The 22,649-nt window shown below is 56.4% G+C and carries 17 protein-coding genes; 14 read left to right on the top strand and 3 right to left on the bottom strand.

Features of this window, described 5'->3' with window-relative positions; all coding sequences use genetic code 11:
* The first annotated feature begins 118 nt into the window (after positions 1-118).
* From ACESLM_RS06075 to ACESLM_RS06105, 7 genes are all read left to right on the top strand, one after another.
* Positions 119-1,867, top strand: a complete 1,749-nt coding sequence (locus ACESLM_RS06075) for a sensor histidine kinase (RefSeq protein ID WP_372630655.1) — start codon at positions 119-121, stop codon at positions 1,865-1,867.
* A 6-nt stretch (positions 1,868-1,873) separates the two neighbouring features.
* The gene (locus ACESLM_RS06080) at positions 1,874-3,481 is read left to right on the top strand and encodes a response regulator transcription factor (protein ID WP_372630657.1); all 1,608 of its coding nucleotides are present in this window, start codon (positions 1,874-1,876) and stop codon (positions 3,479-3,481) included.
* Positions 3,482-3,757: 276 nt separating this feature from the next.
* Complete coding sequence (locus tag ACESLM_RS06085; protein ID WP_372630729.1) at positions 3,758-4,627, top strand: ABC transporter permease; 870 nt, start codon at positions 3,758-3,760, stop codon at positions 4,625-4,627.
* 20 nt (positions 4,628-4,647) lie between these two features.
* A complete protein-coding gene (locus ACESLM_RS06090) occupies positions 4,648-5,523 on the top strand; it encodes a carbohydrate ABC transporter permease (RefSeq protein ID WP_372630659.1) in 876 nt (291 codons plus the stop codon).
* Positions 5,524-5,608: 85 nt separating this feature from the next.
* Positions 5,609-7,144, top strand: coding sequence for an ABC transporter substrate-binding protein (locus ACESLM_RS06095; protein WP_372630661.1), 1,536 nt, complete (start codon positions 5,609-5,611; stop codon positions 7,142-7,144).
* A 107-nt stretch (positions 7,145-7,251) separates the two neighbouring features.
* Positions 7,252-9,009 carry a DUF5605 domain-containing protein gene (locus ACESLM_RS06100; RefSeq protein ID WP_372630663.1) on the top strand — a complete coding sequence of 586 codons (1,758 nt, stop codon included), beginning with the start codon at positions 7,252-7,254 and terminating at the stop codon, positions 9,007-9,009.
* Between the two features lie 26 nt (positions 9,010-9,035).
* A complete protein-coding gene (locus ACESLM_RS06105) occupies positions 9,036-10,310 on the top strand; it encodes a prolyl oligopeptidase family serine peptidase (protein WP_372630665.1) in 1,275 nt (424 codons plus the stop codon).
* A gap of 181 nt (positions 10,311-10,491) precedes the next feature.
* Here ACESLM_RS06105 and ACESLM_RS06110 read toward each other — a convergent pair whose 3' ends face one another.
* A complete protein-coding gene (locus ACESLM_RS06110; RefSeq protein ID WP_372630668.1) occupies positions 10,492-11,496 on the bottom strand; it encodes a LacI family DNA-binding transcriptional regulator in 1,005 nt (334 codons plus the stop codon).
* 398 nt (positions 11,497-11,894) lie between these two features.
* On the opposite strand from ACESLM_RS06110, the gene ACESLM_RS06115 reads away from it, so the two are divergent.
* From ACESLM_RS06115 to ACESLM_RS06145, 7 genes are all read left to right on the top strand, one after another.
* Positions 11,895-13,238, top strand: a complete 1,344-nt coding sequence (locus ACESLM_RS06115) for a DUF4832 domain-containing protein (RefSeq protein WP_372630669.1) — start codon at positions 11,895-11,897, stop codon at positions 13,236-13,238.
* A complete protein-coding gene (locus tag ACESLM_RS06120; protein ID WP_372630671.1) occupies positions 13,235-14,551 on the top strand; it encodes an acyltransferase domain-containing protein in 1,317 nt (438 codons plus the stop codon). The genes ACESLM_RS06115 and ACESLM_RS06120 overlap by 4 nt, the downstream gene beginning before the upstream one ends.
* Positions 14,544-15,638 carry a DUF4832 domain-containing protein gene (locus ACESLM_RS06125; RefSeq protein ID WP_372630673.1) on the top strand — a complete coding sequence of 365 codons (1,095 nt, stop codon included), beginning with the start codon at positions 14,544-14,546 and terminating at the stop codon, positions 15,636-15,638. Before ACESLM_RS06120 ends, ACESLM_RS06125 begins: the two co-directional genes overlap by 8 nt.
* Positions 15,639-15,679: 41 nt before the next feature.
* Positions 15,680-16,939 carry a Gfo/Idh/MocA family protein gene (locus tag ACESLM_RS06130; RefSeq protein WP_372630674.1) on the top strand — a complete coding sequence of 420 codons (1,260 nt, stop codon included), beginning with the start codon at positions 15,680-15,682 and terminating at the stop codon, positions 16,937-16,939.
* A gap of 33 nt (positions 16,940-16,972) precedes the next feature.
* Complete coding sequence (locus ACESLM_RS06135; protein WP_372630675.1) at positions 16,973-17,923, top strand: ABC transporter permease; 951 nt, start codon at positions 16,973-16,975, stop codon at positions 17,921-17,923.
* Positions 17,923-18,816 (top strand): carbohydrate ABC transporter permease, encoded by an 894-nt coding sequence (locus ACESLM_RS06140; protein WP_372630677.1) that lies wholly within the window; start codon positions 17,923-17,925, stop codon positions 18,814-18,816. Before ACESLM_RS06135 ends, ACESLM_RS06140 begins: the two co-directional genes overlap by 1 nt.
* Positions 18,817-18,877: 61 nt before the next feature.
* A complete protein-coding gene (locus ACESLM_RS06145; RefSeq protein ID WP_372630679.1) occupies positions 18,878-20,344 on the top strand; it encodes an ABC transporter substrate-binding protein in 1,467 nt (488 codons plus the stop codon).
* 56 nt (positions 20,345-20,400) lie between these two features.
* Here the strand turns inward: ACESLM_RS06145 and ACESLM_RS06150 are convergent, their stop codons facing one another.
* Together ACESLM_RS06150 and ACESLM_RS06155 are read right to left on the bottom strand one after the other, a co-directional pair.
* On the bottom strand, positions 20,401-21,483 hold the full coding sequence (locus tag ACESLM_RS06150) for a GerAB/ArcD/ProY family transporter (protein ID WP_372630681.1): 1,083 nt from the start codon (positions 21,481-21,483) through the stop codon (positions 20,401-20,403).
* Between the two features lie 29 nt (positions 21,484-21,512).
* On the bottom strand, positions 21,513-22,637 hold the full coding sequence (locus ACESLM_RS06155) for a Ger(x)C family spore germination protein (RefSeq protein ID WP_372630682.1): 1,125 nt from the start codon (positions 22,635-22,637) through the stop codon (positions 21,513-21,515).
* Between the last annotated feature and the right edge of the window lie 12 nt (positions 22,638-22,649).

The raw sequence follows: 22,649 nt of genomic DNA on the forward strand, positions 1-22,649 counted from the left end.
CCGGTCAGGCGAGGGAGGGCAGTGGAGACCATGCCCTTCTTTCCGCGTATATCGCGGACGTTGCGGAAGAGCTATAATACAATGACAAGTCCACGAACACGAAGGAGGAACGGCGGCCATGCGCAAAATCCAACCTTACGTCAACTCTCTTCGTTTCAAATTTTTCGCCGCCGTTTTGGTCATTTTCGTCCCTCTCGTAACCGTGCTCGTCATTAACAATTATTACTCGGTGGACGTGGTTCGCAACCAGGTTGCCCAATCCAATAAAAACATGCTCGGCCTGTACATGGGCCAGATCGATCAAAGGCTGGAAGAGATCGACAAATATTTGGCCAACACCCTGGAGAGCAACTTGAGCATTCTGGACATGGAATTTCTCAGGTCGCGCGATGAGGATCGCTATAATATCGCCAAGCTGACGCTGTTCAACACGATGAGGGACGATCTGGGTTACTATCCTACTCTGGATGCTTTTTTCGTATACTCTTCGGTCAATCGGGACCTCGTGATCAGCCAGACGCTGCCCGACAACTTCGAAGAGCGCGAATTGGCGCGGCAGGAAATGCAGAAAATGGTGGAGAGCGAAGCAGGCACGATCGATTATTCCCGCTGGCACGTCTGGGCCGGCGAGAGCGGCGACTATTTGTTCCATCTCATGAAGTCCGGCAACGTATATATGGGGGCGTGGATCAGCAGCGACAAACTGATGGTTCCTTTGAATCTGATCGATCTGGGGGAGTCCGGCGCGGCGGTCATCACGACGGAGGACAACGAGCCGATCAGCCATGACGATTTGATCGAGGACAAGGGCATCGACCTGGAGTTCCCGAGCGAATCCTACGCCATCAGCGGAGAAGGCAGAGATACCTACCTGGTCATGGGCGAGAAATCCGAACGAGGCAACTTCAATCTTGTGGCGATCGTGCCCGAAAAAGAGATATTGCAGAAGCTGCCGTATCTTCAACGGGTATCGTCGATTATTTCCGTCGCGGCGGTGCTGTTCCTTCTCGTCTTCGTCTTTATGATGAGGAGCATTTTCCTGAAGCCGGTCAAGCGGATCGTCGTCGCGATGCGCAAGCTTCGGGACGGCAACTGGGACTCCAGGCTGGAGCAGAAGCCGACGTCCACCGAGTTTCAGATCGTGAACGAGACGTTTAATCGGATGATCGAAGAAATCCATGACCTGAAAATCAACGTATACGAGGAAAAGCTGAATCATCAGCGTGCGGAGCTGAAGCATCTGCAGCTTCAGATCAACCCGCATTTTTTCCTGAACACGCTCAACATCATTTACAATCTGGCGACGGTCAAAGAATTTTCCCTTATCCAGGAGATGTCCAAATGCCTCGTCTCCTACTTCCGCTTCATGTTTCGCAGCAGCTCCTATTTCGTGCCGCTCGGCGACGAGCTTTCCCACACGGCGAACTATTTGCGAATTCAGCAGCTGCGGTTTCCTGACATGTTCCAGTATCGCGTCGACAAGCCGGAGGAGCTGCTTGAGCAGGAGGTTCCGCCGCTCATCGTTCAGACGATGGTCGAGAATACGATCAAATACGCCGTAAACATGGACGATCCGATCCGGATCGACGTCGAGGTCGCGCAAGCGAAAGGCGCTTCGGGCGATTACCGGCTGGTCATCCACGTTAAGGACACCGGACCCGGGTTCCCCCACGAAGTGCTTGAACGACTCGCGATGGACCCGGAACCGCAGGCGGAAAGCGAGAGCGGGGAGCAGATCGGCATATGGAACGCGAGAAGACGGCTTCGGCTGCTGTACCAGGAAAGGGCGACGATCGACTTCTACAACGAAGCCGGCCGGGGCGCGGTCGTTCGGATCGAGATACCGATGGACAAGAAAACGGGGTGATTCACGATGTATCATGCGTTGATCGTGGACGATGAAATCCATGCGGTTAGAGGCTTGCAGGCCGGGGTAAACTGGAGGCATCTGGATGTCGGGGACGTCCATACGGCGTTTAGCATGAAGCAGGCCCAAGAGATTTTTCAGAACCATCCGGTCCATCTGATGGTGTGCGATATCGAGATGCCGCAAGGCTCCGGTCTGGAGCTGGCCGCATGGGTCAAGGCGCATTTTCCGGAGACGGAGACGATCTTTCTGACCTGCCATTCCGACTTTGCGTTCGCGAAGCAGGCGATTCAACTGGACAGCTTCGACTACCTGCTCAAGCCGGTCGATTATTCGGAACTGGAAACCGTCATCGGGAAGGCGCTCGGTAAAATGAAGAAGGAGAAGGAACTGCGCTCCTTCGAGGAAACCCATCACCATTACCGCAAGCTGTGGGAGTTCCATCGTCCTGTCGTGGCGGAGAGGTTCTGGCAGGATCTGATTCACCGGAAAATCCCGTCGAACCCGCTTGCCGTTCGGGAGCATCTGGACGCGGCGGGATTATCGTATTCCGAAGACGTCCGGTTTCTGCCCTTGTATATCCGCGTGCAGAGATGGCACAAGGAGCTGTCCGAACGGGACCGGAGGATTATGGAGTACGCGATCCGCAACGTATTGGAGGAAGTGATGAAGTCGGTTCCGGGAACGGCCGTCATTCCGGTCGACGATGGGTCTCTGCTCATGGTTGCGCCCCTGGAGCAGCCGGACGAAGAGGCGCAAATCCGGGAGCACGGAGACGCGTTCATTCGCAATTGCAATCAATACTTGTATTGCGATCTCAGCTGTTACTTCGGCGGCATGACCGCTCTCCACGAATTGACGGACATGCTGCGGAGATTGCAGGAGCTGGACGAAAACAACGTCACGCAAGTGAACCGCACGTTTATTCTCGGCGAGAAGCGCAGGCCGGAAAGCCCGATGAAGCCGGCTCCTTTGGCTGAGTGGGGCGAGTGGATGAAGCAGGGAGCCCGCGACAAGCTGATCGGCCAAGTCGCGCTCTATCTGGAATCCTGGAAAGGAACGGGCAGCGGCGTAGACGCGCAAACCGTTCATTCGTTTTATCAAGACTTCCTGCAAATGGTGTTTTTCGTTTTGCAATCCAAGGGGCTGCAGGCCAATCAAGTGTTCGCGCACAATCTGCTGACGGACAAGCCGGAATCCGTGCTCCGTTCGCTCTCCTCTCTGGAGGAGTGGACCCGTTACGTGATCGAGGTGGCGATGAACCATATCCATTCCATCGAAGAGAATATGTCCGTCGTGGACAAAGCGAAACGATTTATCTCGGAGCAGATCGGCGAGCAGGATTTGTCCCGGGAAGCCGTCGCGAGCCATGTGTTTCTGAACCCGGACTATTTGACCCGGATTTTCAAGAAGGAGACGGGCATGTCGCTCTCGGACTACCTGCAGATGACAAGAATCGATTACGCGAAGGAGCTTCTCGCCGGGACGGGCCAGTCCGTCAGCGACATCGCGATCGCATCCGGATATTCGAATCTGTCGTATTTCTCGACGATCTTCAAGAAGGCGACCGGCATGAACCCGGTGGACTACCGCAAGCGGGCTCAGCGGCATTAGGAAGGGCAGAGGGGGACCGTCAAGGAACGGAGTTCGTTCCGTTGGCGGTTCTTTCTCTTTTTCCGGTATCCCGTCCGCTCAGGCTGTCTGTGCCGCATTCTCGAAAGGGAAGTCGGAATATTGAAAGTCGGAAGTCGGTTTTTTGGTAAGCGGCTTGTCCTCGCGGGCTTTAGAATGAAAGCATAACGAAAGGCAAGAAAGAAGGGGACAGCAGTGGCAAAAACAGGATGGTTTGCGACGTTCAAGAAGCTCAAGCGCTATCGGGCACTGTTTCTTATGATGATTCCGGGCCTCGCCTATCTCGTCATGAACAACTATTTGCCGATGTTTGGCGTGGTCATCGCCTTCAAGGACATCAACTACGCGAAAGGCATTCTCGGCAGCGACTGGATCGGCTTCAAAAACTTCGAGTATCTGTTCAAGACGAAGGATGCGTTCGTCATTACCCGGAACACGATCCTGTACAACGGATCGTTCATCGTTCTTAATACGGTGTTCGCCATCTCGGTCGCGATTCTGCTGAACGAAGTTAGAAACAAGCTCGCGGCTCGTTTCTACCAGAGCGTCATTCTGCTGCCGTTCCTGATTTCGATGGTCATCGTCGGTTATCTCGTTCTGTCGATGCTTAGCGCGGAGAGCGGTTACCTGAACTTGAATCTGCTTCCAATGCTCGGCATGGAACCGATCTCGTGGTACTTCGAACCGAAGTATTGGCCCTATATTCTGACAATCGTTCAGCTGTGGAAAGCTACGGGCTATCTGTGCGTCATTTTCCTGGCCGCGATCGTCGGAATCGAACACGAATATTACGAGGCGGCCACGATCGACGGCGCCGGCAAATGGCACCAAATCCGCAGCATTACGGTGCCGCTTATCGCGCCTACGATTACCATTATGACCCTGCTCGCGATCGGCCGCATTTTCTACTCCGACTTCGGTTTGTTCTACCAGGTGCCGCTCAATTCCGGTCCGCTTCAGCCGGTGACGGACGTCATCGACACTTACGTATACCGCGGCTTGATGACTCTCGGGGATATCGGAATGTCCTCCGCGGCCGGACTCTACCAGTCGCTCGTCGGATTCGTGCTCGTGCTTCTCTCCAACTACATCGTCAGCCGGCGCAACAAGGAGAACGCTTTGTTCTAACAGAAAGGGGGGAAACGCTCATGAAAACCAACGATATGAACCAGGTCGCCGTCCATGCGATATTCATCCTGCTCGCCGCCTTTTGCTTGATTCCTTTCGTGCTGCTCTTCATGTCGTCGGTTTCGTCCGAATCGTCGATCGTGAACAACGGATATTCGTTCTGGCCGAAGGAGTTCAGCCTGGAAGCCTATACGTACCTATGGTCGCAAAAGTCGGCGATGTTCAACTCTTACGGTGTCACTATCCTGATCACGCTCGTCGGCACCTTCGTTGGCCTGCTGATCAGCGCTCTGCTCGCCTATCCGTTGTCCCGGCGGGACTTGCCGATGCGCGGCATTCTCAGCTTCCTGGTGTTCTTCACGCTTCTGTTCAACGGCGGTCTCGTGCCGACCTATCTGATCTACACGGAAGTGTTCCACATGAAGAACACGCTGATGGCGCTGATCGTTCCGGGGCTGCTGACGAACGGATTTTTCATTCTGCTCATCCGGACGTTCTTCGCCAACTCCATTCCGGTTCAAATCATCGAATCGGCGTACATCGACGGAGCGTCCGAATTCAAGATTTTCATCCGCATGATTTTGCCGCTGTCGCTGCCCATTCTGGCGACGATTGGCTTGATGCTGACGATCAACTACTGGAACGATTGGTTTAACGGACTGATCTACATTACGGAGCCGCAGCTGTTCAGCATTCAGAACCTGCTCAACCGGATGCTGGTCAATATTCAGTTCCTTCAGCAGAACAACCTTGGCGGACAGAACATGGCGGTGAATCTGCCGATGAACGCCGTTCGCATGGCGATGGCCGTCGTAGGAATTTTGCCGCTCATCCTGATCTATCCGTTCTTCCAGAAATACTTCGTCAAAGGCCTCACCATCGGAGCGGTCAAGTAAAGGTCAGTTTTCCGTCAGGCCAGTTCCGGCCTTCGGGTCCGGTTGGTATAGATTGCACGTTCAATTCTATCTAGGGGGAAATCTCATGCAAAGAAAATCGAAAGCCGCATTTCCGCTCGCCTCTCTGCTCGCCCTGTGTCTGTTGCTCTCTGCTTGCGGCGGCTCCAACAATGCGGGCAACTCCTCCGGGTCGCCCGAAAGCTCCGGCTCCGCTCCGACCGCGTCCGGCTCTTCGTCCAACGACAAGGAATTGGAGCTTACGCTTGCATTCATGGGGATCGGGAATATGAAGGAAGCCGGCCTTGTTCAGGAAGAAATCAGCAAGATCACGAAAGCCAAAATCAACGCCACGGTCAAGCTGATGCCGATTGATATCGGCGCCTGGACGCAGCAGGTGAACCTGCTGCTGGCCGGCAACGAGCCGGTCGACCTGCTCGTCACGTCCTCCTTCTTCAACTACAGCTCGCAGGTAGCCAAAGGGCAGCTGCTTCCGCTCGACGACCTGATCGCTAAACACGCGCCGACCATTCAGGATACGATGGAAGCGGCGATCTTCAACTCAACCAAAATCGGCGGCCAAATGTACGGAGTGCCGAGTATTCGGGATACGGCGGCCGACCACGGCATCTCCGCCCGCAAAGACTTGATGGATAAATACAACTTGTCGTTCGACAACGTGAAAACGTATGCGGATCTCGATTCGGTTTTTCAGAAGATCAAGGACAACGAGCCCGGCGTTTATCCGCTGGTCCAGCGTTCCCAGGCTTTGACGGTAGCCTCCGAAATCGTTCGCGGTCACATCGACAGCTTGGGAGATACGCCAGGCGTTCTAATCATCGAAAACCAGGACCTGAAGATCGTTAACCTCTATGAAACCCAGTTGTACAAAGACGCTCTGCAATTGGCGCGCAAATGGTATCAGGCCGGTTATATCATGCCGGATGCGGCTACGACGCAGGAAGGCAACAATAGCTTGATCAAAGCGGGCAAAGGCTTCAGCTACCTGTCCAACATGAAGCCGGGCTTCGCGGCCCAGGAATCGACGATTAACGGACGCGAAATGGTAACCGCGAGCATCGTGCCGCCGATCTCGACCTCCGACTCCGGTACGGGATTCATGATCTCGATTCCGAAAAACACGCAGGACGCCGATCGCGCCGCTCAATTGCTGAACCTGCTCTATACCGACAAGGACGTCGCCAACCTGATCGCCAACGGCGTGGAGGGCAAACACTACGTGGATGCTGGCAACGGCCAGATCAAAGCGCCGGAAGGCGGCAGCAACTATGTCTTCAATCAATGGGAGGTGGGCAACAATGCCCTGACCAAGGTTTGGCAGGGCACGTCGCCGGATATCTGGGAACAAACGAAGGAATTCAACAAGAACGCGATCTTCTCCAAGGCGCTCGGTTTCTCGTTCGATTCCTCGCCGGTGAAGACGGAGGTCGCCGCCGTGCTCAACGTCAACAACCAATACAAGGCCGGGCTGGAATCGGGCACGATCGACCCGTCCAAGCTGGACGAATTCGTCCGCAAGCTGAAGGATGCCGGTCTCGACAAAATCGTCGCCGAAAAGCAAAAGCAGTTGGACGAGTGGGCCCAAGCGAACAACGTGCAATAATTGGCTCCTCTGTGTATGGGGGGGAGAGAAAAAGCCGTCCCGTAAGTCAAGCTTAGACGACTCACGGGACGGCCTTTTTCATCGGAAAAGGAAGGGGACTCATCCATATGGCATTTAGCGAGAAGACGCGCATCGGCATCATCCTCAGGAACGAAGCGGCCCGGGAAATTCTGGTCCGGCGCTTGCCGGACTTGCTCTCGGCGCCGCCTCACATTCTATCGCTCCTTAAGAGCATGACTCTCGAAATGATCTACAAGTTTCGTCAGGAGGAATTGGATCAGCCCGATTGGATCGCCGAGACGCTGGCCGAGCTGGCTGGCGCGGCAGCGGATTCCGAAGAGCCGGCTCAGGAGCGGGAAGTCGTGCCGTCCGCCGCATACGAACGTGCCGAAGTTCCCGAAGCATCCGCAAGCTTACGGTCGCCGGAGGAGGCCGAGCAGTGGGGCATTTACGAAATCGAGCTGCACGGTCCGAGTCACGGAAACCCCTATACGGACGTATCCTTGGCGGCCGAATTCCGGCACGGGGACAGAGCGGTCCGCATGGGCGGATTTTACGACGGCGAAGGGGTGTACCGCATCCGCTTCATGCCTGACGCTCAGGGGGCGTGGACTTTCCGTACGGAGAGCAACGCCCGCTCCTTGAACGGGATTGAAGGCTCCTTCCGGGTCGCGGCTCCGTCTCCCGGCAACTATGGCCCTGTCCGCGTGAAGGATACGTTTCATTTTGCTTACGAGGACGGCACCTCCTATAATCCGGTCGGCACGACGTGTTACGCCTGGACCCATCAGGGCGCGGAGCTGGAAGAGCAGACGCTGGAGACGCTGAAAGCTTCGCCGTTTAACAAATTGAGGATGTGCGTGTTTCCGAAGTCGTACCTGTTCAACTTCAATGAACCCGTCTATTATCCGTTCGAAGGCTCCTTGGAGAAAGGGTGGGATTACACCCGCTTCAACCCGGCTTTTTTCCGCCACCTGGAAAATCGGATCGCCGACCTGGGCAGGCTCGGCATCGAGGCGGACTTGATCCTGTTCCATGCTTACGACCGTTGGGGCTACTCGGAAATGGGGCCGGCGGCCGACGACCGTTACCTGCGTTACATTACCGCCCGGCTGTCCGCGTATCGCAACGTCTGGTGGTCGCTGGCGAACGAGTACGATTTGCTGTGGAACAAGGAACTGGACGATTGGGAACGTTACGCGCAAATCGTGACGGAGAACGATCCTGCCGGCCATCTGATTTCCAATCATAACTGCTTCGCCTTCTACGATTTCAGCAAACCTTGGGTGACGCATTGCAGCATTCAGCGGGTCGACGTGTACAAGACGTCCGAAGCGACGACCGAATGGCGGGAGAAGTGGCAAAAGCCGATCGTGATCGACGAATGCGCGTACGAGGGCGACATCGACCAGGGCTGGGGCAACATTACCGGGGAAGAAATGACGCGGCGCTTCTGGGAAGGCGCGGTTCGCGGCGGATACGTCGGGCATGGAGAGACTTACCTTAATTCAGAGGAGGTGCTCTGGTGGTCCAAAGGCGGCCGATTGTCCGGCACGAGCCCGGACCGCATCGCCTTCCTGCGCCAAATCACGGAAGAAAGCCCCGGAGGCGTACTGAATCCGCTGCCGTCGGATTGGGACGTGCCTTGCGCCGGAGTGAAGGACGAATATTACTTGTATTATTTCGGCTTTAACCAGCCGAAGTTCCGGAACTTCAACCGCAAGCCGGGCACGAAGTATAACGTCGATGTCATAGATACGTGGAATATGACGGTCGAGCGGCTCGAAGGAACTTACGAAGGATCGTTCCGCATCGAATTGCCCGGAAAGCAATACATGGCCGTTAGGTTAACGAAAACGGAGTAGACGACGTCGCTGGGAGGGGAGTGCGCATGGGCAGCATCTATTACACGATTACGGAGATTACCGATCTGGGACCTTTCCATACGAAGCTGGTTCTTCCGCTCGGTACGCTCGTGAAGGCGAATGCGGTCAAGGCGGAAGGCTTTAGCGTCTATGTGGAGCGCAGGGACGGGAAGGGAGTGGCGCTTATGCTCCCGAAAAGCTGGGAGGAGCAGGAGGAGAAGCGGCCCAGCAAAGGCTACGGCATCGTGAAGGACGCCTATCCGTCCTCCCGGAGCGGGGAACGCAGGGAGGAAGGGGAATTCGTCACGCTGGAGATGAAGCTTCGGCCGTTCGACGTGATCTCGCCTCTGGCCGCTCCGAACGGGCAGAACGAATTCGTCGTCTGCGACTACCGGATTACCCAGACCGCCGTGATCCCGATGGAGGCGGAGCCGCTGACCGGACTCGTATTCGACCGGTGCGCGGGCGATACGATGAAGCAGGCGGAGAAGTTTCTGCACGGCGTTTCTTCTTATGGAGAGGAACCGTTGAAATACGGCTACTTCGTGCCGCAGACCGGAGGCGGTAGAAGGCCTCTGCTCATTTGGCTGCACGGGGCGGGGGAAGGCGGACAGGATCCGACGGTGGCCTACGCAGGCAACAAAGTCGTCAATCTGGCCGGCGAAGAAATTCAGGACAAATTCGGCGGAGCGTTCGTGCTGGCGCCGCAGGTTCCAACCTTCTGGATGGACGACGGTTCCGGGCAGTACGGCAGGTCGGGGAAGTCCAGGTACGTTAAGGCGTTAAAAGCGCTGATCGACGAGTTCGTCGCCCGCAACGATGCGGCGATCGACGCGAATCGCATCTACATTGGCGGCTGCTCCAACGGCGGATTCATGACGATGCGGATGTTGCTGGATTATCCCGACTTCTTCGCGGCGGCGTATCCGGTTTGCGAGGCGCTGTACGACGAAACCGTAAGCGATGCGGACATCGAGGCGATCAAGTCTATGCCGATCTGGTTTACGCACTCCAAGGACGATTCCGTCGTGAAGCCGGAAGAAACGGCGATACCGACGTATGAGCGATTGACCAAGGCCGGAGCGAGGAACGTGCATTTCTCGCTGTTCGATCGAGTGGTTGATCTCTACGGTTTATTTAACGATGAACGGGAGGAACCGTTCGTGTACCACGGGCATTTTGCCTGGATCTATGCTTTAAACGACGATTGCCGTCTCGATTATGACGGCAATCCGGTCATCGCGGACGGCAAGGAAGTGTCTCTGATGGAATGGCTCTCTATGCAGAGGCTGTCCTCATAAGTAAGGTCGTACAAGATTATCGATGAAAAAAAGGATGGGCATCTATCTCCCGGAGACTGCCTCATACGGTCCTGAAATGACCCTGTCATGGGTCTATCCAATCAAAATTTCAGGATCGTATAGCATCGGAGGGAGATAGATGCCCGTGACCATCCATTCATCGATAATCATTCGGTACGAATCAAGTCGAACTTCGCTCCACCAGGCTCGCAGGCAGGCTGACCCGCTTGGGAAGCATCGTGCTTCCCTTGATCCGCTCCAGCAGAAGTTCGACGCCGACGATGCCGATCTCCTTGGTCGGGACGTGAATCGTCGTTAGCGGAGGGTTGGAGTATTTGGACATCTCGATGTTGGACAAGCCGATGACCGCGACGCGGTCGGGCACGGAAATTCCGTTGCCGTACAGGCTGTTCAAGGCTGCCATCGCCATCAGGTCGCTGGCCGCGAAGAAGGCGGTCGGCAGGTTGCCGCTCTTGCACAGCGCATTGACCTTGTCGATGCAGGTCACTTCGTCCCATTGGCAATCGATCACCCAATTTTCGTTCACCGACAGTCCGGCGGCGTGCAGGGTGGAGTAGTACCCCCGATAGCGCTGGCTCTCCCGAATGTTCCCCTTATGCCCGCTTCCCCCGATGTAACCGATGTTCGTATGCCCTTTGTCGATCAGATGGCGAACGGCCATGGACGCCACATGGTGATGATCGTACCCCACGTTGTCAATTTCCCATCTCTCCGTATCGATTCCGACGATGTAAGGCACTTTTTTGCGCAAAAATTCGTACGTATCGTGGTTCATCGTTTCCATAAGTATCAGTCCGGTAATCGGTTCGCCGAAGGTGTTCAGCAAAATGTGTTTCTCCTCCAACTCCGCTCCAGTGCGAATGAAGGCGACGTCGAGCCCTTCGGCGAGCAGCCTCTCTTCCACACCGGACAAGATCGACATGAAATACGGGTCGTTGTATTTGTTTTTCGTGACGCTCAGCACGCAGCCGATCTTCGTATTAGACAACTCCCGAGAGGCGCGCTTTGCGCTCGACGCAATCTTGTAGTTCAACTGGCTCACCGCCTGCAGCACCCGCGAACGTGTTTCCTCCGTAATTTTATAGGTCGTATCATTATTTAATACCCGCGAGACGGTTGCGGTCGATACGTTCGCTAGCTTGGCGACCTCTCTAATGGTACTCATGACGGCGATCTCCTTTGTCAAGTGACGTATGTTTCCATTTTAGCATGCCTTTATGCAAACCACGACCCTTTTAGTCGTAGATCTACGTAAACGTCAAATCCGTTTATCTGATTTGTTACGTTTGTTGCGTTGATTCGACGAAAAGGTTGTCGCGAAAGCGGAGAGAAAGCCGTGAAAGTGGCTTGTTCAGGTGTTTTTATGAACATGTACCTAAAAATGAGACCTAAATTTCGTAAGCGAAAACTTGAAATTACGGCTTGCAAGATCGATATTCGGTGATATAATTGCATCATAAAGATTACTAAACAAGTGTACCACATAAAGTAACAAAAGGGTATAGTTACGTTGATATTAGTTACGTTGATATTCGCAGAAATTCGAGTCGGGAGGGGTCGCGTATGAGAAAGGCCGTAACCGTGCATCCGAATAAGCTGGATGGAATGATCGCCAATCCCGGAATCGGGTTTACGGCGGCTCCCGGGTTAATGGACGAGCTTGGGGAGGTTTTCGACAATCGGGGAACGCGGGTCGGGAAGTTCAAGTTTACGGAAGACAGCCGCACTTGGAACCATCCGGACAGCAAAGTGATGTACATCGGCGCGAGATGGAAGGACATAGAGGCCGAAAAAGGCGTCTATAGATGGGAGCTGCTAGAGGAGAAGCTTGAGACGGCCAAGTCGCTCGGATGCACGGCGATCGTGCGCTGTTCTCCGTACGCCTTGCGCGAGGACGAGGATATTCCGGGATGGTTCCGGTCGGAGGCGCCCGAGACGCCGGAATTTCCTTTCTGGAAAGTCGATCCGGATCGCACGCCGTATGCCGAATACTGGTCGGCCTTCATTCAGGCGTTCGCCGCGCGCTTCGACGGCCATCCCGTCATCAGTTCGGTCGACATGGCTATCGTCGGAGCATGGGGAGAGGGCGGAGGCACGGAGTTTATGGACCCGGAAGGCATTCGGCGCATCGTCGACGCCTACGCGGAAGGATTCCGGTCGACTCCGCTTCAGGCGCTGCTGCACGATCCGCAGTCCGTCATGATCGTCAAGGCGAGCAAGGCCGGCGCCGGGTTCCGAGTCGATTGCCTCGGAGACATGGGCGGCTTCCACGGCCGGGAGTGGTCGCACATGACCGACTTTTACCCGCAAAACATCGTCAATTTCGATATGAGAGACGCCTGGGAAAAAGGGCCGGTGCTGTTCGAGGCCTGCTGGCATATGAACGATTGGTACCATCAAGGGTGGGACATCGACTACATTATCGAGGAATCGCTGAAGTGGCATATTTCTTCCTTCAATAATAAAGGCACGGTCGTTCCGGAACCTTGGAAGGACAAGGTGGAGCGGTGGGTGAACCAGATGGGCTACCGGTACGAGCTGCGCAAGTTGACTTACGACTCCGAAGCGCAGGCGGGCGGGGAGCTTCAGATCGAAGGGCTGTGGGCGAATGTCGGCGTGGCGCCGATCTACAACCGTTACCCGCTCGTCGTGCGGCTCGTCGGTCAAGGGCGGACGGTGACGCTGCGCAGCCGGGAAGACATTCGAGAGTGGCTGCCGGATCGGGATATCTGGTGGGAGGAGAAGCTTGAGCTTCCCGACGATCTCCCCGCAGGGGAATACGAGATGGAGCTCGGCATCGAGACCGGCGTAGAGGAGATCGGGAACGTCAGGCTTGCGATCGAAGGCTGCCGGAACGGCTATTATCCGGTGGGCGCGCTGACCGTGGAGAGGGGGGCGGGCGCATGACGAAGCCGACTTTCCGGGAATGCGTTGCCTATTGCGAATTCGACTATGTGCCCGAGGGGCTGGAAGAGAGGTACGCCTCCTATGTGGCGGAGACGGACCGGGAGGCCGTGCTGATCCCGAGAGAATTTCTGAATCGGCTGCTGGAACGGTACGAGCTTCCCGCCGAAGCGAGGGGACGCATGGAGGAAGCGCTTGAGGAGATCGAGGGGGACCGCGTTCTGTTTCCTTTCACGAAGTTTCTCGTGAAGACGCTGTGCGCCGCGCGCAACGACTGCGATCCCGCTCCCTACAACGTCATGACGCCGGGCTGCATGAAGCTGCACGGGCAATGGTACTCCTTCCTGCTGCTGCTGGCCTGCGTCGGACCTTCCATGGAGAAGCTGGAGCGCCGGGGCGTGCCGCTCTCCGATTACGAGAACATCCCGCATCAGCCGCTCAAGACGCAGCTTGAGAAAATCGTCGCATCCGGCAATGCAGCCGTGCACGACTTTCCGTGGGCGCTGAACTTTTACACATGCTCGATCTTCCGACTCGATCGATTCCTCTTCATCCCTTACCGCTTTGAAAGCGCATTCTCCATGTTCAGGCACAGGGAGACGAACAAGGTCGCGGCGCTTCGGCACGCCGGAGAGACGTTTCGGGCCGACGGACAACGGGACGGCATTAACGGCGTATTCGATGCGGAAGGACGTTTCGTCTCCGTATGGGACGAGGATGAAACCGGCATTACAGCCAACCGGATCAATCCGCTCGGCTTCGTGGAGAGGGAGCCGATCCGCATCGTCAAACGGGAATGGGAGCCTGCGCTGCTGAAGGGCGACCTGCTGCTGGCGCTGCATATTCCTTCCGGTCCAGGCTATACGCCGGAGCGGCTGAAAGATTCGATGGCGATGGCGATCGAATTTTACGGCAAGTATTTTCCGGAGATGCCGATCAAGGGCTTCTGGAGCGAGAGCTGGCTGTACGATTCGAGGCTGTCGCTCGTGTTGGACCCCGACGAAAGCCGCATCGTCCAGGTGCAGCGGCAGTTGTACAACTATCCGATCGACGATGGGGACGGCATGCTTCGCTACGAGCTGTTCGGGGATCGCTCGGCCGATCCGCTCGGCGGCGACGTGCCGCTGCGGACGTCGCTGCAGCAAGCGGCGGCCGGCTACATGGCGACGGGGGCGAGATTCAATACGCTCGGGATGATCGTCTTGAAGGAGGACATTCCCGCGATCGGCGGCATGCCGTATACGACCTTGGAAGATTTGGAGCAGTTCCGCCAAGTCGTCGACAGCCATCTGCGGGGGAGGGACGCTAATGGGTAAATATTCGCTGGAAAACTACGAACCGTATAAGACGGTCAAAATCCGGCCGGAGCCGCCGGAAGAAGCTTACATCCATGGAGGCCTGATCACTTACGTCGGCGGCTCCTGGAAGGAGCTTGAGCCCGAGCGCGGAGTATATCGCCTCGAACCGCTGCTCGAAGCGAGCCGTTCGGCGGAGAAGCCGGTGCTTGCGCTCTCGGCGGAAGCGCCGGATTGGGCGGGAGACGAAGCGGCGGACAGCTACTCCGAGTTTGTTCGGAAAATCGGAAGCCTCGCGGATTCGGACGGACGTCTGTACGGAGTTCTGATGACGACACTGACGGACGGCGAGGAACAATGGAACGCCTACATGGAAGCCTTCGGGAAAACGACCCTGTTCGCGGATTTGCGGCAGGAACGGTTGATCCGCTACCTGCGGGAGCAAGGCCGGGAATTCGGCCTGCGCATCGTCTGCGGAGAAGACAATTGGCTGAGCTGCTGCGAAGCCCTCGCAAGGCAGCGGCTGAGCGAGGTATGGAAGCGCAAGCCGGTGCTGCTGCACGTGGCCGATCCGGAGTGCGGGCCGAACGTCCGCAGGGAAGCGAGGCGCTGGCACGCGGCGCTCTCGAACGTGGACGCCGGGCTGGGCTGGAACGCCGGCCTGCGGAGATTCACTTACCCGAGCACGGTTGCAAGCGGAGGAAGCTTGCCCGTCCGGCTGTGGCTGGTCAATACCGGAACGTCTCCCGTTTACGAGGATCTGGAATTGAAGCTGCGGCTCGTTCGCCGGGACGGAGGCGAAAGCTATGAAATTCCGTTGCAGGCGCGGACGAGCGAATGGACGGTCGGAGACATCGTTCATAACGAGATCGCGGAGCTGCCCGGCATGCCGGCGGACGCCTACTTCGTACGCATCGGGTTGTTCGATAAGGAGGGACGGCCGATCCGGCTCAACATTCGCGGGGATCATGCGGAAGGCTACTACGACGCGGGAGAAGTAAGCGTCGAGCGGATCGATGGAGATCCGCTGGCCAACGCATGGGATACGTATTATCCGGAAGGCTATTATCCGCTCGAAGATCCTCAGGCTCCGCAAACGGAACAATGATCGATCCGACGGCTTGGCAGCGACATCAGGAGGGGATGGCATTGAAACTGGTTTTAATCGGAGCGGGACAGCGGGGCATGATCTATTCTTCGTCCGCTTCCCGGCGCGCGGAGATCGTCGCCGTCGCAGAACCGCACGAAGGAAGGAGACGGGCGGCCGCGGAGCAATTCGGCATTGCCGCGGAGCGGCAGTACGCTTCCGCTGAGGAGCTGTTCCGGCAGGGCAAAATCGCGGATGCGGTTATCGTCTCTTCCATGGACAGGGATCACTATGAGCAGACGATGCGGGCGCTCGAGCTGGGCTACGACATTTTGCTGGAGAAGCCGATCTCCCCCAGCCCGCTGGAATGCGTGCAAATCCAGCAGAAGGCAAACGAGAAGGGACGCAAGGTGACCGTATGCCACGTCCTTCGCTATACGAATTTTTTCGCGGAACTCAAGCGGATTATCGACGGCGGCGAGCTGGGCAAAGTCGTGACGATCCAGCACAACGAAAATATCGGCAACTTCCATATGGCCCATTCGTTCGTACGGGGCAACTGGAGGAGGAGCGATCTGTCCAGTCCGCTGATCATGCAGAAATCGTGCCACGACATGGACATTCTAGCCTGGCTCGCGAATAGCGAAGCCAAGCGGATCTCTTCCTACGGAGAGCTGACCTTCTTCAAGGAGGAGAACGCTCCGGAAGGCAGCACGGACCGCTGCCTGACTTGCCCGGCTGCGGCCGGCTGTCGGTTCGACGCCAGGAAAATGTATTTGCCGATCGCGGGCGGCTGGCCGGCGACGGTCGTGTCCGAGGATCAATCGGAGGAAGGGCTGCTCAAGGCGCTGGAAACCGGACCGTACGGGCAATGCGTCTTCCGCAACGACAACGACGTCTGCGACCATCAGGTGTCGATTATCGAATTCAAGAACGGCGTGAAGGTGACGTTCCATCTGAGCGCGTTCACGAACAAAATGCACCGCACGATCAAGATCATGTGCGAGCACGGGGAAATTCGCGGCGACGATGCGCAGAACCTGATCGAAGTGACCCGGTTTTCGCCCAACATGGCGGAAGCGGTGGAGCATCGGGTCATTCGCCCGGCGTCCGTCTCCGGGGGGCATAACGGCGGGGACGAGGGGCTGATCCATGATTTCCTGAACGAGTTGGAACGAGGGGGCAGCGACAGCAGATCGTCCATCGACAAATCGGTCGAGAGCCACATCATGGCGTACGCGGCGGAGAAAGCCAGAGAGACCGGAACCGTCGTGGACGTGGACCGGTTGAAGCTGGAGCTGCGCGAAGCCGTGCTATCGTAGCAGCAGGCCGGACGAGGAAGGGGGAGACGGACAATGATTGCGGCAAGAGAAATGCCCGAAACGAAAAAAAGCCGTCAGGGCGCTCTCCACGAGCTGAAGCGGCACAAAATCCTGTACCTGATGTGCATTCCGGGCCTGATCATTCTGATTATGTTCTGCTACGTTCCGTTCGCGGGAATATGGATGGCTTTCACCGATTTTAACGTGGTGGACGGAATATTCGGCAGCAAGTTCGTCGGGCTGGACAATTTCAAATACTTCTTCACCAGCAGCATGGGGTGGAAGGTGACCTACAATACGCTGGTCATCAACTTCTTCGGCATCGTTCTCGGCATTATCTTTCCGATCACGATCGCCATCCTGCTGAACGAGATTCGCGGCAAAGCGTTCAAGAAGCTGACCCAGAGCATGATGTTTTTCCCGTACTTCATCTCCTGGGTCGTCGTGGGCGCGATCATCTACGGCATCTTCTCCACGGACGTCGGCGTCGCCAACGGCATTCTCGCATGGTTCGGGATCGAGCCGATCCGGTGGTATTCGGAGCCGAAGTATTGGAAGGAAATCATCATTCTGGCGAACGTGTGGAAGTGGAGCGGCTATAACTCCATCATCTACCTGGCGGCGATGTCCAACTTCGACGGCAGCCTTTACGAGGCCGCAAAGGTGGACGGAGCCAACCGGCTGCAGCAAATCATGCGATTGACGGTTCCGATGCTGAAGCCGACCGTCATCGTGCTGACGCTGCTGAGCGTGGGACGCATTTTCTACGGGGATTTCGGCATGATCTACGGCATCGTCGGCAACAACCCGGTGCTGATCGACGAGGTGACCGTCATCGACACGTACGTCTACCAATCGATGCGGACGCTCGGCTTCTCGTATTCGACGGCGATCGGCCTGTTCCAGTCGGTCATGGGCCTCATTTTGATCACTCTGGCCAACAGTGTCGCCAAGAAAGTCAATGACGGGGAGGGGCTGTTCTGATGCACGCCAACGGACGTCTTCAAGACAGGCTCGTATCGGGCTTCGCCTACGCGTTCATTACGCTGTTTGCGCTGCTGTGCCTGTACCCGCTTCTGCTGACGTTAAGCGTCTCCTTCTCGTCGGAGCAGGCGATCGCCCGCAGCGGGTACTCGATTTTTCCGCAGGATTTCAGCCTGGACACTTACCGTTACATTTTCGTCAACAGCGGAGACCGGATCGCCAGATCCTACGTCGTCACCATCGTCGTGACGATCGCGGGCACGCTGGGCGCTCTGCTGCTCACGAGCATGGTCGCTTACGCGATATCGATCAAGAAGCTCAGGTATCGCAATGTGATCGCGTTTATCTGCAATTTCACGATCATTTTCTCCGCGGGTCTCATTCCGTGGTACATCGTCAGCGTCAACTATTACGGCTTGAAGAACAGCATGCTGGCGCTGATCGTGCCTTCGATCTTCAACGTCTGGAACATGTTCCTGCTTCGCACCTATTTCGCGCATATCTCGCCTTCGCTCTACGAAGCGGCGGAGGTCGACGGGGCCAACCATTTTACGATCTACTGGAGAATCGCGCTTCCGCTGAGCAAAACCGCGCTGCTGACGGTCGGGCTCATGTACGCGCTGCAATACTGGAACGATTGGTGGCACGCGCTCATTTTCATCAATGACAGGGATTTGTTCCCGCTGCAGTACTTCCTGTACAACATTCTGTCGAACGTCAACGCGATCAGCTCCGGACGAATTCCGTCAGGCGCTTCCGGCAGCATCACGCTCCCGGCTGAAACGGTCAAAATGGCGGTCACGATCATTACGATCGGCCCGATCCTGTTTCTGTACCCGTTCGTGCAGAAGTATTTCGTGAAAGGGATCATGACCGGCGCGGTCAAGGAATAGCGTGCCAGCCGTAACGGCTTTTATATAGATGCACGGACAAAGACCGAGGAGGGTTATGGACATGAATTTGAAAAAAATGCTTGTCTTATCGGTAATTTTGGTGCTGATCGCATCCATGGCGGCGGCGTGCAGCGGCAAGAAGGAGGAGGCGTCGGGCGGAGGGAAGCTCGAGAAGGTCACCTTCCTGTATCCGGGAGAAGAGACGGACCGCTTCGGGAAGTTCATCGACAACGAGCTGGCCGAGAAGCTGGCCAAAGACATCGGCATCCAGCTGGAAGTCGTGTTCGTCCCCTGGTCGCAATACTGGGAGCAGAAGGACATTATGCTGGCCGCGAACGAACCGATCGACCTGTACTGGGACGGTTTGCCGGACCTGTCGACGATCGTCAACAAGAAGCAGGCCCAGCCGCTTGACGAGCTGATCGAGAAGCACGGCCAGGACATGCTGAAGGTGCTGCCGATGGAGCAGCTGCAAGGCGCGAAGATCGGAGGGCAAATCTACGGCATTCCTTCCGCCTACGCTCCGTCGTCCGCGATGTACCAGCTTGTGGCGCTGCGCCAGGACGTTCTGGACGCCGTCGGCATGACGGACGTGAATACGCCGGACGATCTGAAGGCATTCGCGACCAAGGCGAAGGAGAAGTTCCCGCAGATGAAAGGACCTGCGGACATTATTTTCAAGCCTCTGACGCGGTATTTCACCGACGAGCAGTATAACTGGGTCGCGGTGGAGGATTTGGTCGTATTCGGGGAAGACACCAAGAAAGCTTACAGCTACTTCGAGACGAAGGCGTTCCAGGAAGTGGCGAAATTCAATCGTTCGATGTATCAAGCGGGGCTGTATTCGGAAGATTTGACGATCAAATACAACGAGCGGGATTCCCGCATGCAAACCGGTCTCTACCTGTGGGTGGAAGGTTCGCTCGGCAAGGAAATGGAAATCATCAACTCGGTCAAGGCAAACGCTCCGGAAGCGGAGCTGAAATCGTACCTGCTGGCGGACGACAAACCTCGCTACATTACCGCCACGGGCGGCGAGGTGCTCGGTATCCCGGTCACCGCGCCGAATCCGGAAGGCGCGATGAAATTCATCAACTGGCTCTATTCGTCGCAGGAAAACTATTTGTTCGCCCTGTACGGAGTCGAAGGTCAGGATTACGAGATCGCGGACGGAAGAATCAAGAAGCTGACTTCCGACGAGTTTTTCTACGAATGGATGTTCCGAAACCAGAATTATCAGCTGTTCGCGCCGGACGTGTCGCAGGAAGCGATCGACCAATACAAGACCTGGGACGAAAAAGCGATTCTGTCCGAGTCGATCGGCTTCCGCTTCAACAACGAGAAGGTGAAAAACATCGAGACGGCCTTGCGGGAAATCGCCGGCAAGCAGTTCGCCGCGATCCGTTCCGGCTTCGTGGACTTCGATGTCGAGTATCCGAAGGCGGTCAAGCGGCTGAAGGATGCCGGAATCGACGAGTACGTCGCCGAAATTCAGCGCCAGTTGGACGAGTTTCTGGCCAGTAAGTAATGGGCGAATAAGCCAATAGAAGCCGAGACAAAGCGCCGGTCGGGGGCTTCCCCCGATCAGCGCTTTGTTTTGCGGAAGAAGGAACCGACGTACAGCAGCGAGGCGACTCCTCCTTCGATGGATAAGGCGACGACAGGGAACCAGAAATCCAGATAAGGGGGCCACTGTCCGAATTTTTGGGTAACGGTCAGAACGGGAAGAACGACGAACAACGGGCTCAACGCATAGACCCACGGTTTATAGCTTTTCGTACGGAACAGCTCGGAGAAGCCTTGGGCCATCACATAGTACAGCGTAGCATAGGTAATGAATGAGCCGCTGATGAACACCAGCAGCGTCAGCACCTCGATCCGTTCGAATATAAGCAATCGGGTAATTCGCGTGAAGACGAAGATCGGATTTTCCATCTGGCTGGCCATATGGGCGCCCATGACCGCGATGCTGTACAGCAAATATCCGGTCATGACGAGCGCGCCGAGCAGCACCGCGCTGACTTTGAGCTTAAGCGTCTTTCGGGGGCGCGACAAATGGGGCATCAGCATGCCCATCAGAATGCAGATGCCGAACCAGCTGCCGGGGTACATGGCTCCTATTACGGCCGGTCCGACCCCGTTCTCGAACTGCGGCAGCAGATGGCGAAGCTCGACGACCGGAATGGAAGTGGCGAATAGAATAAACGTTGAGATTAATATGATCGTCCCGAGAATCTGGCTGAGCCGGGCGATCGATTCGATGCCTTTGGACGCGGCCCAGCCCGAGCACAGGGTCAGCGTCCCCGAGAAGGCGACAAGCGGGGTGTCGGGGAGCAACGAGCTGGACAGGAAATCGCTGTAAATCCAGATAGCCGTTACGCATACGGCGAAGAAAAAAAGCAGCACGACCAGACTGAGCAGATTGCCCGCAGGTCCGAGAATCGCCCGCGAGTATTGCACGAGCGATTTGCCGGGGTATTTCAGGCCGAGTCGGTAAAGCAGCAGGGCGACGATGGCGTCGATGGCGGTGCCGAGAGACATGGACAGCCACAGGTCCTGCTTGACCATGGGAATCAGTTGGGACGGCACGGAGAAGAAGGTAAGAGACGCAATGGAAACGAAAATGATAAAGAAAAACTGGCTTTCCGATATTTGCTGCTTATGCATGCTCTCATTCCTTTGTTGGAAACGGGGTCTTAATGGAGCAGTCCCGATTTTCTGATCCGGAAGGAGACGGAAATGTCCGTATCCAGGCTGCGAAGCTCCTTCTCCCAGTTGATCTTGCGTTTCCTCCATTCCGCCGGCATGCTTCTGTGAAGGGCTTCCCCGAATCCGATTACGTCGCTTCCGTATTGGCGAAACACTTTGTCGATCGTTTCCTCGACCGCGCTTTCCAGCTGTTGGTTCAGCACATCCCTGAGCATCGCATTCTCCAAGATATAGTGAAGCGGCACAGTGGCGGTCAGTACTTCCGCTTCCCCCTTGACACGTACTTTCATGGAAAGCTGCCCGTTTCTTAGCACCGGCGTTACTTGGGCGCGGATGGAGTGCAGGCTGAAGCTTACGCTTTCTTCCTTCGCGAGGTCGGTGTGGATGCTGCCGCTGTGGCTGGCGTCCGTCAGCCAGTTGACGATCTGGCTTTCTTCCCCGCTTAACCAGCCGACCATGCGATCGTTCTTGAATACGGCTGTATCCCCGATCTCCATGATTTCGCTCTTGCCGCTTTTGTTAAAGGGCCCGATGCCGGGGCTGACGGCTTGATGGCCGATTTGGTTTAATCGGGGGAGAAACTGGTACATCTGGATGTCCACTTGAAGCGGCCGTTTCCAATCGCCCTCCAGATACTTCCTCCATTCGTCCGCCGGAACCGCTTCAAGCTCCATCGCCGTATCCAGCGCTAGCCTCGCCGGCATCCTCGAGACAAGCACGTAGCTATTCAGATTTTGGTTCATTTCTCTCCAAAAATAATCCAGGTGATCGTCCAGCCCGCGGCGGGCGAGCCGCTCGCCGATCAGCACGATTTTGGTCTGCGGGAAAAAGAGGCTCTTCTTCGCCTGGTGCTGAATGCGCTCAATCGCTTCCTGGATCGTAATTCCGACGGCGTCGTAGTTGACGAACGGCCTGCGCTGCTGGCTTCCTCCCCCGGCTGCGACCGGCAAGGTCGGGTTGGACAATTGAACCGTAACCCGAACCATTCCGTTCTTGTCGGGATCAAGCCCGATCGCCGAAACGACGGTAAGCTGATCGAAGTTGATTTGCCCCCAGCAGCCGCTGATCAGCATAATCGCCATAAGGCAAATACCGGCTTTGACCGCCTTCATGGGTTGCATCTC

The organism is Cohnella sp., assembly GCF_041641335.1.
In the GTDB taxonomy this organism is placed as follows: domain Bacteria; phylum Bacillota; class Bacilli; order Paenibacillales; family Paenibacillaceae; genus Cohnella.

Bases quoted from the DNA above. Each gene is read 5' to 3' on its own strand.
- ACESLM_RS06150 (WP_372630681.1), bottom strand. From the start codon at position 21,483: ATGCATAAGCAGCAAATATCGGAAAGCCAGTTTTTCTTTATCATTTTC.
- ACESLM_RS06105 (WP_372630665.1), top strand. From the start codon at position 9,036: ATGGGCAGCATCTATTACACGATTACGGAGATTACCGATCTGGGACCT.
- ACESLM_RS06115 (WP_372630669.1), top strand. From the start codon at position 11,895: ATGAGAAAGGCCGTAACCGTGCATCCGAATAAGCTGGATGGAATGATC.
- ACESLM_RS06110 (WP_372630668.1), bottom strand. From the start codon at position 11,496: ATGAGTACCATTAGAGAGGTCGCCAAGCTAGCGAACGTATCGACCGCA.
- ACESLM_RS06120 (WP_372630671.1), top strand. From the start codon at position 13,235: ATGACGAAGCCGACTTTCCGGGAATGCGTTGCCTATTGCGAATTCGAC.
- ACESLM_RS06135 (WP_372630675.1), top strand. From the start codon at position 16,973: ATGATTGCGGCAAGAGAAATGCCCGAAACGAAAAAAAGCCGTCAGGGC.
- ACESLM_RS06100 (WP_372630663.1), top strand. From the start codon at position 7,252: ATGGCATTTAGCGAGAAGACGCGCATCGGCATCATCCTCAGGAACGAA.
- ACESLM_RS06095 (WP_372630661.1), top strand. From the start codon at position 5,609: ATGCAAAGAAAATCGAAAGCCGCATTTCCGCTCGCCTCTCTGCTCGCC.
- ACESLM_RS06140 (WP_372630677.1), top strand. From the start codon at position 17,923: ATGCACGCCAACGGACGTCTTCAAGACAGGCTCGTATCGGGCTTCGCC.
- ACESLM_RS06125 (WP_372630673.1), top strand. From the start codon at position 14,544: ATGGGTAAATATTCGCTGGAAAACTACGAACCGTATAAGACGGTCAAA.
- ACESLM_RS06145 (WP_372630679.1), top strand. From the start codon at position 18,878: ATGAATTTGAAAAAAATGCTTGTCTTATCGGTAATTTTGGTGCTGATC.
- ACESLM_RS06075 (WP_372630655.1), top strand. From the start codon at position 119: ATGCGCAAAATCCAACCTTACGTCAACTCTCTTCGTTTCAAATTTTTC.
- ACESLM_RS06155 (WP_372630682.1), bottom strand. From the start codon at position 22,637: ATGAAGGCGGTCAAAGCCGGTATTTGCCTTATGGCGATTATGCTGATC.
- ACESLM_RS06090 (WP_372630659.1), top strand. From the start codon at position 4,648: ATGAAAACCAACGATATGAACCAGGTCGCCGTCCATGCGATATTCATC.
- ACESLM_RS06085 (WP_372630729.1), top strand. From the start codon at position 3,758: ATGATGATTCCGGGCCTCGCCTATCTCGTCATGAACAACTATTTGCCG.
- ACESLM_RS06080 (WP_372630657.1), top strand. From the start codon at position 1,874: ATGTATCATGCGTTGATCGTGGACGATGAAATCCATGCGGTTAGAGGC.